An 11,472-nucleotide genomic window follows, 5' to 3' on the forward strand; every position below is an offset into this window, starting at 1 on the left:
TTCAATGCGATATTATTTGTATCAAAAAGTTGTCGAACCACGTAGTCCATTCTCCTTGTACGCCGAAACCGTGTGGCCAGCCATCCAGTACATGTTCTTCTACCTGCACCCCGGCTTCACGGGCAGCGTTGGCGTTGGCAATGAACTGGCGGTAGAACGGATCTTCCGTGCCGTAAGTATAGAATGTGGGAGGAATATTTCCGGCACGCAAATCATCTACGTTGTTATTTGATACGCTCAACCGTCCGTAGAACGAGTAAATCATGCCGATGGCGCATACGTCGGCCGAAACCTGGTCGAGTTCATCGGGTATATACCCATCGTCCAGTGCCGTTCCGTTTACTTGTCCGTCGAAGTGCAATGCTTCATCGCCACAGAGGATGCCGCCCGCGGAGAAGCCTACCGATGCGATATGATTGGAGTCAATGCCATAGTCGGCGGCATGGCTGCGGACATAACGGATGGCTCGGGCCAAATCCAGACTACCTTCTTCCATCGTATAGGGACGGACACGATAGTTCACTACAAAACTTTGCCAACCCAGTTCTGCTAACCGCCGGGCAACGGGTGCTCCTTCATTGGGACTACGGAACATGAACGCCCCGCCCGGGCAAACCATCACGGCACCTTTCACCTCCACATTGTCCGGTACAGGATACCACACCATATTGGGACAGAAGTCTGGGTCGTCCTGATAATTGCCGTTGTTTATGGTATAGCTTGTTACTGCCGGCATATTGCCTTCGGGCCAAAGATAAATCTGTAGTTGCATCTCGTCCTCGCTGCCTTCTCCGCCGTCTTCGTCCGCGGTGGTAAAGCGGCGTGCCGTTCCATACACCGTACCCGACGCAAGGGTGGCGTATGCACGGACATAGTAAGTAGTGCCGGGAGTAAGTCCCATTATATAGCAGGCAAATGATTCGGGAGATCCGTCCGATGCCGCATGCGAACCGCTCTCGGTCGGCTCGGCGGAGGTTCCCCAGCAGATACCGAACTCGGTGATGTCTTCCATGTTACCGGAGATGCGTCCGCCGGAAATGGCGGATGTGGCGGTAATGTCGGTCGTAACAATGGTTTCTATCGTTACTTCCGGCAACCATTCGTTTTCTTCTGTGTTGTTGCAAGCCGTTGCCGTTGTCGCGGCAAGCAGCAGGCAGAATATCTGGAATATTGTTCTCATACGCAAATTATCGGATAAAGTTTGTATGTAGCCTTTCTTCGGTTTCGAAGGGGTGAGTACTGTCGCGCAGGTTGCGCAGCATCCAAGCCATGTTGCGAGCCAGCGTGCGCATGGTTTGCAGGCCTTCCGCATCCTGCAAGGCTTCGCCCGGATTCCGCCCGTGCACGCTGTTCCAGTATTGTGACGGAACGACGGGCATATTGAGTATGGTGAAGTATTTGTTCAGCCGGTCGAAAGTGGCGGTGGCTCCTCCGCGACGGCAGACCACCACAGATGCCGCCGGCTTGTACTGTGCCAACCGGCCACTGGAATAGAACAGGCGGTCGAGCAAGGCACAGAGGCTTCCCGACGGTCCGCCGAAATAGACTGGCGAACCGATGATGATGCCATCCGCTTCCGCCAGTTTCTCGCGCAAGGTCAGGTACGTTTCATCCTGAAATACGCAGACACATTTTTCCCTGCACTTGTAACAACCGATACACCCCTGCACGGGACGGTTGCCGACGTGGACGATTTCAGCCTCCATGCCTTCTTCTTCCAACGTTCTCGCCACTTCCGAAAGTGCGGTAAACGTATTTCCACTGCGATGCGGACTTCCGTTTACCAACAGCACTTTCAGTCGCTTGTCCTTATTTGCTCTTACCATAATTGCAAAGCCATTTCACCGTCTGCGGGTCATAGTGTGAGAAGAACAGGCTCTGCCCCAAGTCCAACTGGCGGATGCGCTGCATGTCCTCGTTGCTCAACGTGAAGTCGAACACATTGATATTTTGCTCCATACGTTCCTTGCGGACAGATTTCGGAATGACAATCACGCCGCGTTGGATGAGGTAGCGCAGGGCGGTCTGTGCCGCGCTCTTGTCGTATTTTGCGCCGACGGCTATCAGTGTTTCGTTACCGAAGAAGTTGTTGCGCCCTTCGGCGAACGGTCCCCATGCCATAATGTGTGTGCCGTATTGCTCCATAATCTTCTGCGCCTCTATCTGTTGGTTGAACACGTGCGTTTCAACCTGATTGACCATAGGCGGTATTTCGCTGAACTCCGCCAGGTCGATGAAGCGGTCGGGATAGAAGTTTGATACGCCGATGGCACGCAGCTTGCCAGCCTTGTACGCTTCCTCCATTGCACGCCATGTGCCGTAATAATCGCTGAACGGCTGATGAATGAGTAGCAGATCGATGTAGTCGGTCTGAAGTTTGCGTAAAGATTCATCAATAGAGGCTTTTGCACGCTCGTAGCCGGCATTGGAAATCCATACCTTCGTCACAATAAACAGTTCCTCGCGTGGCACACCGCAATTCCTGATGGCATTACCCACGTTCTGTTCGTTGCCATACGCCTGTGCCGTATCAATCAGGCGGTAGCCTGCGCTGATGGCATCCCTTACGCACCGTTCACATTCTGATGGTGAAACTTGATAGACTCCATAACCCAAAATAGGCATTTCCACGCCGTTGCTTAATTTTACTGTATCCATATTCATTTTATTTTTAATGTATTATCAAAGTTATGATGCAAAATTACATCGGTAAAAGTCTTCTGTCCATACACAGATTACAGATATAAACACCCATTTTACCGAATGGACTTGTCGGGGATACCCATAATACACATTAGTTCAGATGTGAGTTCATGTTTGAACTTTTTTATCGGTTTTCTTCCCAGAAACGGACTGCACCGTCAATCCAGCCTTCGGCACTTGTACCTATACCCAGTCCAAAACCATGACGTAGGTTAGGATAAAGGTGAAATTCTGCCGGTATGCCAATAGCCTGCAATGCTTCCGTACGACGGCGCATTGTATTTGGATTGGCAATTCCATCGTTCGATCCAACTACAGCATACGTTGGCGGATCTTGCCGTGTGTATTCACTGTGCCCTGTGTATGCCATTACTACCGTACTTGGACGTGGAAGTTGCGCACCTCCAAAAGCAGCAGTGCCATAAGAACCGATATAAGCCGCCATACGCGCTCCCGCTGAACTGCCCCACACGGAGTAGCCAGCTGTATCGACTTGCAATTCCGTGGCGTGACGGAAGATATACTCAATACCTGCAGCCAAGTCTTCACAAGCTGTTTGCGCACTGCCAGTCTGATATTGGATAACAAAAACATTATATCCCATCTGGCTCAAAACCAATGCGTGAGGAAAGCCTTCGTGAATGGAACCTACATACGAGAATCCGCCTCCGGGACAGATAACAGCGAACGGTGCGCCCGGTCGTCCGCGGAAGAAGAACAGCCCGGCATCCTCACGTCCCAGGTCATAATAAATTCTGCGTCCGGTGGCTACCGAATCAATCATTTGATTGATATAACCTACACACCGCTCCGCATCTATGTAATTATGGTAAGGAAGTAACCGAGACACATTAGAAAGCTGCATGTCTGCATCATACCCCCATTCCAGTGGCAGAATGTAGCGGCTGAACCCGTTGAATGCAGGATGGGTTAATACATCGGCAATAGTACTGTGGATAGTAAGGTGCTCCTTGGTTTCAGAAACAGAAATGTTTTCGTTGTCGGAAGGTGGATAGGATTCGTATTGTTTTTTGTCACAATTACTGAAAGATAATGTTGCCATAAGCAGACAGATATTGATAATCATTTTCATTTTGACTTTATAATTTTGATAATGCAAAGGTAGTATGTAAGTGATCCTTCATCTATACACAGATTACAGAATGGAACACCAATATCAACGAAATTCCGACTGTAAGATTAATATCCAGACTCATTAGTGTCCCGTTAAAATGGGACGAGTTAAACAATTAATCAAAAAGCCCCGGAATCAGGGGATCATTTAGATCTTTGACATCATTGAAATTAGTCTTGTCGAACAGGTCACGCAAGTGGGTTTTGTCAGTCAATGATATGCTGAGAATTTGCAAAACTTCATAGGTTGAACGTTTCAACTTCATATCATGTTGGACAATAGCCACAAGACAGTACGTGATAATAGCCACACTGATTTGTATGCGAACAGCGTTCTCTGTTGTGCCCCAGAATTTCTTTATCTTGAGATGCTGCTTGAGTCATTTGAAGAACAGCTCGATTAACCATCTTTTCTTATAAAGATTGGCGACATCCAGTGCAGAAAGTTGTTTTGCATTCGTCAAGAAAGTGAACTCACGGTCATCCTCTTCGTCGTAATATCGGACGAGTCTGAATGACTCAGGATATTTTTTCTCGGAGAGATATCCGGTCAGTTTCACTTCCGCATCTGTCATTATGTTCTTTGGCATTCTTCGCTTCCATTTGACTGTCTTATACTTTAAGTTCGTCTTGGCTCTGACAACAAAGAAAGAGTCTGTAAGATGTATCCTATAGAGTTCTTTAAAGGAGTCATAAGCCCTGTCGAATATATAATAAGCATTTGGTTCATAATGGATTGAAGACATTGCTGTGGAATCGTGCTTTGATGCAGTGGTTACAGTATAGAAGGCAGGAACTTGTGCTTCAATGTCGTATAAGACATGAGCTTTCACCCCTCCTTTCTTGCTTCGGAACTTTGCCCATGGGAATGTTGCAAGACACAACGGAATCGTTGTTGAATCAAACGCATATTTCTTTCCGGAAATGTCAAGGATGTTGGTCGTCCGCTTCTCGCAGGCTTCCTTCATCATATAGAATGCAAAGTCTTCGAAGATTCTGTAATCACGGTTCTGGTTCGCTGTCGCAAGAGTTGTCTTGGCTATCGGTTCACGACCTAAACCAAGATGATATTGCTTGGCCCTATGCGCCTCGAAAGCAACGATTAAGTCTCGCAGGCTCTCACGGTTACTCAGTTGTCCAAACATCATCGCGAGCATCTGATTCCAGCAAGTGAAATGTTTCACATATCTGTTGCCATCATACTTGCGAACATAGTTGTTGAACTGAGTCCTGTTCAGAAAAGCGGTTAATTGAGAGAATACGTATTTGTCTTGGAACATAGCAGCCATTTGTATTAGACTGCAAAGTTGCAAAATCAAGTCCGTTTCATTTCAAAAGACCGTGTAATTGACTATATTTCAATAATTTCAAAGAACTATTTATCCACTTTTACGGGACAGTAGTGATCCAGACTATCGAATAACACATATCACTGAATCTTGCACCGATTTTACAGATTTGACTTTCAGTACGATAAAAAGACCATAAAAAAAAGTATTTTTGTAACATTAACTAAAATAATTGAGGGAAATATGGGAGACATAATAAATATCAGTAACATTCATGATTACAATGAGTTTTTGGGGATTGAAACACTCAACCCTTTGGTCACGTTTATCGATTTTCGGGAAGTTAAGGTACTAAAACATAAACGTAAGTATTACGGCTTCTATGGCATTTATTTGAAAGAAAAGATACATGGTAAACTGACATACGGTCGTAGCCAGTATGACTATCAGGAAGGTACGTTGGTTTTTGTGGCTCCAGGGCAAGTAGCAGGTATTGATGATGGCGGTGAAACTGTCAATCCGGAAGGTTACGCTCTATTATTCCATCCTGATTTGTTGCGTGGCACAAGCCTGGCCCGTAAGATGAAGGAATATACTTTTTTTTCTTACGAAGTAAATGAAGCTTTGCATATGTCCGAGCGTGAACGACAGACTATTTTCAACTGCTTTGCTGAAATACAAGAAGAATTGCATCACATTATTGACAAGCATAGTCGCGGCATTATCACTTCCAATATTGAAGTCCTGCTCAATCATTGTCTTCGTTTTTATGACCGTCAGTTTGCCACACGTGAGGTTATCAACCGCGATGTACTTACACGTTTTGAGGCATTGATGCTTGATTACTTTAATTCAGACAAGCCGGAACAAAATGGTTTGCCCACAGTTGCATGGTGTGCCGACCAACTTCATTTCTCAGCCAACTATTTCGGCGACCTTATCAAGAAAGAGACAGGAAAGTCAGCCATCGAATACATCCATCTCGCCGTTATTAATCGTGTAAAGGAATTGTTGGCGAGTACAAGCAAAACGGTTAGTGAGATTGCTTACGAAGTAGGATTTCAATATCCTCATCATTTAAGCCGAGTGTTCAAAAAGGTAGTGGGATGTACACCGAATGAGTTTAGAAATGCAATGTGAGGCAGAGGTTATTATTAATGGCTCAATTAAGAATCATTATATCTATAATATTTTTGTCTTTTTCTATTTTATCTATCATTGAATACTTTTTATTAATATTTCAAGGTTTTAAAGATGTATTCTGTTCGTTTGAATTAAGTTCATCTCAATAGGAGGATTATAATATTATGCTTATACTACATCTTTTAGATAAATAGTTTATTTATTCAAAGTGTAATACAAATATATGGTTTTATGTGACTATCTTGTTTGTAGGATGTATGATAAAAATGTATAGCTTTTAATTATCTAATAAAATACAATGTTAAAGATTATATGTTGTGTGAATTATAATTTTCCAATATTTTCTATTGGAGAGATCACTCTTTTGAATTGATCAATCCTGTATGATGTAGAAGATTTTTTATATACAATCATATATTGTGACTTATCATGATGGTGAATTACCTGAAAATAATATCATTTGAATTACTGGTATTATATTGGTTCTTGAGATTCTTTGAATTATTGGATTTTATATTTATACGTTGTAACATAAAGCATACAATTGTGGCTGTTTTTATAATTGCCGTTCTCATAATGCCTTCATCGTATATATTCACACTTATGTTGGTTGCATTGCCAATTTGGTTGTTGTATGAAATAAGTATTTTGTTGTAAAGGATAAATCATATCATTAGAATGAGTACATTGTTAAGTAAAAAGATTTTTCTAGGCTATATTATCATAACAGTTATAGTTCTGTTTCTGACAGTTATTATGGTCAAGGAGCATTTCTGCTTTCGAAGGTTTGAGGGCGTCATAAATGAAACGAATTATGCTCGTGAAAATATCCATAAGGCTCATTGGTATATTACTAAGTTAGCAACCTTAGGCGAATCAGTTATTGCATGGGATGAATCAGATTATAACAGATACCATTATCAGCGTCTTAAAACAGACAGTATTCTGCTTGAGATAAAACTCGGATGTTGTAATTTTTTACATCCGGAACAAATTGATTCTTTACGAGTACTGCTTGAAACGAAAGAGATACATCTGTTCCGAATAATGAAAGCAATCCAATCCAGGGAGAGTTCTGACAGTATTCTTGCTAATGAATTACCTATAATAGCTATGCAATCAATCAGGATGAAGACAATAACACAGAAAAAAAAAGGACTTGCTGGGTTATTTGGAAAGAAAGAGACGGTACAAGTCCCATATATCACTAATGAAATACAGGATTTTAATAAAAGATTGATTTCAGCCAGAGATTGGAGAAACAATCAGATGGAAACTTATGTGGACAGCCTGCGTTTACAGAACAAGCTGCTAAATCAAAAATTATATGATTTTGTATCTTTTCTAGATAATCAGATACAGCAGTCATTTACAGAACGAAACCTGAAGGTAACTGAAGCTAGACAAGAATCCTTCCAATTATTTGTCCTAATTGTGGGTATTGCTTTTTTTATAATATTAATTTCATTTTTCATTATACGATTTGATTTGCGAAAGGAAGAAAAAATAAAATTTCAATTGCAGCAAGCTATTCAAGAAAACGAAGATTTGCTTGATATGCGTAAAAAAATAATTCTAACCGTATCGCATGACATTCGAGGTCCACTTGGTAATATCCATAACTGTGCCGATTTATTATCAGAAACGCGAGAAAAGAAAAAGCGTGAAATCTATTTAAATGACATCCGTCATTCTTGCCAGCACGTTCTGCATTTGGTTAACAATCTGATGGATGCTTACCGTATCAATGAAGCCGGAGATTTACATAATGATACACCTTTTTATCTCAACCGTTTTTTAAAAAGAATTTCAGATGAGTTTTCTCGTAAAGCAACGTCTAAAGGTCTGATTTTATATTCTGAACATAATGGATCAAATGTAACTGTAAAGGGTGATGCAGACAAACTCGAACAGGTACTGGCGAATCTGCTTACAAATGCAATCAAGTTTACCTCCAGAGGAAACATCAATTTCCATTCAGAATATTCAGATGGGAAACTTCGGATTGAAATCAGGGATACCGGTATAGGGATGGACGAGGAAACACTGAAAAGAATATTTGCTCCATTTGAGCGTGCCGCACAAAATGTCAATTCTGAAGGTTTTGGTTTGGGGCTTTTCCTAACTAAAGGATTGATAAAGGTTTTGGAAGGGAAAATGGATGTGGAAAGTGCACTCGGTAAAGGAAGCGTATTCAGGCTGGAACTTCCTTTGCCTGAAACGGATGAGTTAGTTGAGGAAGACAAATCGGACCATAATACAATAACTATATTGCCTAAGAATGTTCTTGTAGTGGACGATGATCCTATACAACTGAAAATAGCGGAAGATATGCTCGGGCGCAAAGGTATATCCTGTAAAACCTGTAAGAATGCACGTGAAGTAGTGGCCGCTCTTGAAAATTCTGAATATGATTTGGTCTTGACAGATGTACAAATGCCTGATACTGACGGATTCGGTTTGTTAAGATTGCTTCGCAATTCGGACATCGGCAATTCTAGAACTGTTCCAGTAGCAGTCATGACTGCCCGTGGTGATGGAAATTCCGGAATTTATGAAAAAGAAGGATTTGCAGGCTGTATTCATAAGCCGTTCAATATCCACGGACTGCTTGCTTTTTTATCCACCATTGTATCTCGTACACAAGTTTCAGTTTCCGGATATTTCGATTTTTCCAGTTTATTGGAGAATACGGATGATTATTGTCACATGCTTTCTCTAGTCGTTATGGAATCTGAAAAAGAATTGAAGGAGATGGAATCAGCTGACAGGATAACCGACCGTGAGAACATGAGGAAAATAATACATCGGATGATGCCAGTATGGGAAATGCTCGGGAAAGACAATATCTTACGTGATTTTCAAAGGATACTGCATGATAGTGATATTCAAAATGAAACTGTTCATGAACATGCAATACAGACTATAGAGTGGCTTAAAAAATTAATAGAAGAAACAAAAAATGAACTGAAAAAATATGAAAATTCTGATAGTTGAAGACAATATGATACTTTGTGGAATGATTGAAAAATGGCTGCAGAAGGCCGGTTACGAAGTATTGACAGCTATAGATGAACCCGGTGCACGTAATATTCTGAAGAAAAACGAAATCAATCTTGTATTGGGAGACGTACGCCTGCCGGAAGGTGACGGTATCAGCCTTCTGGAATGGATGATGCGTTCTAAGATGGAAGTTCCATTTATTGTCATGACAGATTATGCCTGTATCACGGATGCAGTCCGTGCTATCAAACTCGGTGCTAAGGATTATTTGCAAAAGCCTGTTCATCAAGAGCAACTGATAGAATTAGTACATAGTATGCTTAAGCAGCCTGTTATTGTACGTAAAGAACGTTCTTTTGTTGAACGTACCAGTGAAGCTGCCAGAAAAGCCGCTTCACTGGCTCGTCGTGTGGCACCTTCGGAACTTTCAGTCCTGATACTCGGTCCGAGCGGAAGCGGTAAGGAAGTGATAGCCCAGATGATACACCGTTATAGTGACAGACGTGAGAAGCCTTTTGTTGCCGTCAATTGTGGAAGCATACCTAACGATTTGCAGGCTTCTGAATTTTTCGGTGCAGTCAAAGGAGCTTTTACAGGAGCTGTTGCTGATAGGAAAGGACATTTTGAGACGGCCAATGGAGGAACCTTATTCCTGGATGAAGTCGGTAATATGCCGTATTCCATGCAGATTCTTCTTCTGCGTGTCCTTCAGGAAAAGGAGTTTAATCCGGTAGGAAGTGATAAAGTGAAACATACGGATGTACGTATTATTTCTGCTACCAATGAGGATATGAAAAAAGCGGTGGAGGAAGGTCGCTTTCGTGAGGATTTGTATTATCGCCTTGCAGAACTCGAAATTGTTCAACCGCCATTAAAAGATTGCAAAGACGATATTCTTCCGCTTGCTGAATTTTTCAGGAAAGAACATTCCGGTAGAATACGTGTCAAGAATGAGGGATTTACCGAAGAAGCGAAATCATGTATGTTGGGGTATGACTGGCCGGGTAATGTACGGGAATTGAACGCAAAAATCAAACGTGCAGTAATTGTTGCAGATAATGCATTATTGGATGTCTGTGATTTGGGATTGGAAAAAGTAGATTGTAATGACAATCCGGATATTCGTATCATTCAGGAAAAGGAAAGGATACGAAATCTGCTTGATAAAAATCATGGTAATGTCAGCAAGACAGCAGCGGAACTCGGTTGCAGTCGTACAGCCCTGTACAAGAAAATGAAGAAACTTGATCTGAAGTAATCTTTATTCTTTAAGGCGGTATACCAGTCTGCATATATTGTTTCGGAATGTTTTGGACTCACGCAAAGTCCATTGTCCGAATTGAATCTTTCCAGTTATGTTTTTCCCATTTTTGTATGATATTGGAAGCAGGTAAATGACCAGTTCATCTGCGAGTCGGAAGAGAAATACTCCACCAGCATATTCGGCACTTTTTTCGTCTTGTACTTTCATAAAAAAGGTACAGTTATTGTCTCGTCTCTCTTTTGCATCCATCAAGTCAAGCATACCGTAATGCGGATACATGTTGAATGTAGCCCGCTCTTCCCAATAAGGGAAGCCGTTCCGGTCTGTTCTGAGCCAATCCATCAGTTTCTCATTTTTATCCGGCAGAAATCCGTCCAATGTCACGGGCATAATAATCTGTACTTTTGCCATACCTCAGCTTATTAAAAAAGCATGAAACCCATGCAGAATCCAAAGCTGAGGGTCTGGTAAACCCATTGTAAAGATACGCATGGGCTCACGCTATAAGGTATAGCATAAGCCTCACGCAATAGCCTTTACAATTTTTGAAATTTACCAGATTCCAGCTTTGGGCATCTTGCGACTTATGTATATAATCGACGGAAAACATCCCGTAATCCGCCGTTATGTTCTATTTCAAGTTCAAAGATAAGGAATGTTCTCTGAAAATCAAATTGATTCAGGATTTATTTGTCATTCTGTATCTATTCAGCTTTTCTATTCTCCTCTTCTGCAATTTCTATTCCCAGCCGTTCACATAGTTCCGGGTCGTTCTTGATACGTTCAATCAAATCCGAATATTCGGATTTAATGGAAAAACTGAATATAGATAAAACACAAATTGATTGATTTAAGAAACTTATATCCAATGTCTTTCTCCATATATTGTTTGGATTTTATTTAATTTGGAATTCTAATCATTAAATAAACAATATG

The 11,472-nt window shown here is 41.9% G+C and carries 9 protein-coding genes and 1 pseudogene; 4 read left to right on the forward strand and 6 right to left on the reverse strand.

Going from position 1 to position 11,472, the window contains the following annotated elements; genetic code table 11:
- Position 1 precedes the first annotated feature (1 nt).
- The 5 genes and pseudogenes from I6E11_RS11165 to I6E11_RS11190 form a co-directional block, all read right to left on the reverse strand.
- Complete coding sequence (locus I6E11_RS11165; RefSeq protein WP_204482282.1) at positions 2–1,180, reverse strand: alpha/beta hydrolase; 1,179 nt, start codon at positions 1,178–1,180, stop codon at positions 2–4.
- Positions 1,181–1,187: 7 nt separating this feature from the next.
- Positions 1,188–1,799 carry a flavodoxin family protein gene (locus I6E11_RS11170; protein ID WP_204428233.1) on the reverse strand — a complete coding sequence of 204 codons (612 nt, stop codon included), beginning with the start codon at positions 1,797–1,799 and terminating at the stop codon, positions 1,188–1,190.
- Between the two features lie 10 nt (positions 1,800–1,809).
- Entirely contained in the window at positions 1,810–2,658 is an 849-nt protein-coding gene (locus I6E11_RS11175; protein ID WP_204428151.1) for an aldo/keto reductase, read from the reverse strand.
- 169 nt (positions 2,659–2,827) lie between these two features.
- A complete protein-coding gene (locus I6E11_RS11180) occupies positions 2,828–3,796 on the reverse strand; it encodes an alpha/beta hydrolase (RefSeq protein WP_204482283.1) in 969 nt (322 codons plus the stop codon).
- Between the two features lie 157 nt (positions 3,797–3,953).
- Positions 3,954–5,117: pseudogene (locus tag I6E11_RS11190) on the reverse strand (IS4 family transposase).
- 252 nt (positions 5,118–5,369) lie between these two features.
- On the opposite strand from I6E11_RS11190, the gene I6E11_RS11195 reads away from it, so the two are divergent.
- From I6E11_RS11195 to I6E11_RS11205, 4 genes are all read left to right on the forward strand, one after another.
- Positions 5,370–6,266 (forward strand): helix-turn-helix domain-containing protein, encoded by an 897-nt coding sequence (locus I6E11_RS11195; RefSeq protein ID WP_022233250.1) that lies wholly within the window; start codon positions 5,370–5,372, stop codon positions 6,264–6,266.
- A gap of 435 nt (positions 6,267–6,701) precedes the next feature.
- Positions 6,702–6,926, forward strand: coding sequence for a twin-arginine translocase subunit TatC (locus I6E11_RS15345; protein WP_394800130.1), 225 nt, complete (start codon positions 6,702–6,704; stop codon positions 6,924–6,926).
- 21 nt (positions 6,927–6,947) lie between these two features.
- Positions 6,948–9,266 (forward strand): hybrid sensor histidine kinase/response regulator, encoded by a 2,319-nt coding sequence (locus I6E11_RS11200; protein WP_022233249.1) that lies wholly within the window; start codon positions 6,948–6,950, stop codon positions 9,264–9,266.
- A complete protein-coding gene (locus I6E11_RS11205; RefSeq protein WP_204482769.1) occupies positions 9,247–10,530 on the forward strand; it encodes a sigma-54-dependent transcriptional regulator in 1,284 nt (427 codons plus the stop codon). Before I6E11_RS11200 ends, I6E11_RS11205 begins: the two co-directional genes overlap by 20 nt.
- Positions 10,531–10,533: 3 nt before the next feature.
- On the opposite strand, the gene I6E11_RS11210 is transcribed toward I6E11_RS11205, so the two are convergent.
- The gene (locus I6E11_RS11210; protein WP_022233247.1) at positions 10,534–10,947 is read right to left on the reverse strand and encodes a hypothetical protein; all 414 of its coding nucleotides are present in this window, start codon (positions 10,945–10,947) and stop codon (positions 10,534–10,536) included.
- Positions 10,948–11,472: the final 525 nt, after the last annotated feature.

Source organism: Bacteroides caecigallinarum (genome assembly GCF_021531075.1).
GTDB classification, from domain to species: Bacteria; Bacteroidota; Bacteroidia; order Bacteroidales; family Bacteroidaceae; genus Phocaeicola; species Phocaeicola caecigallinarum_B.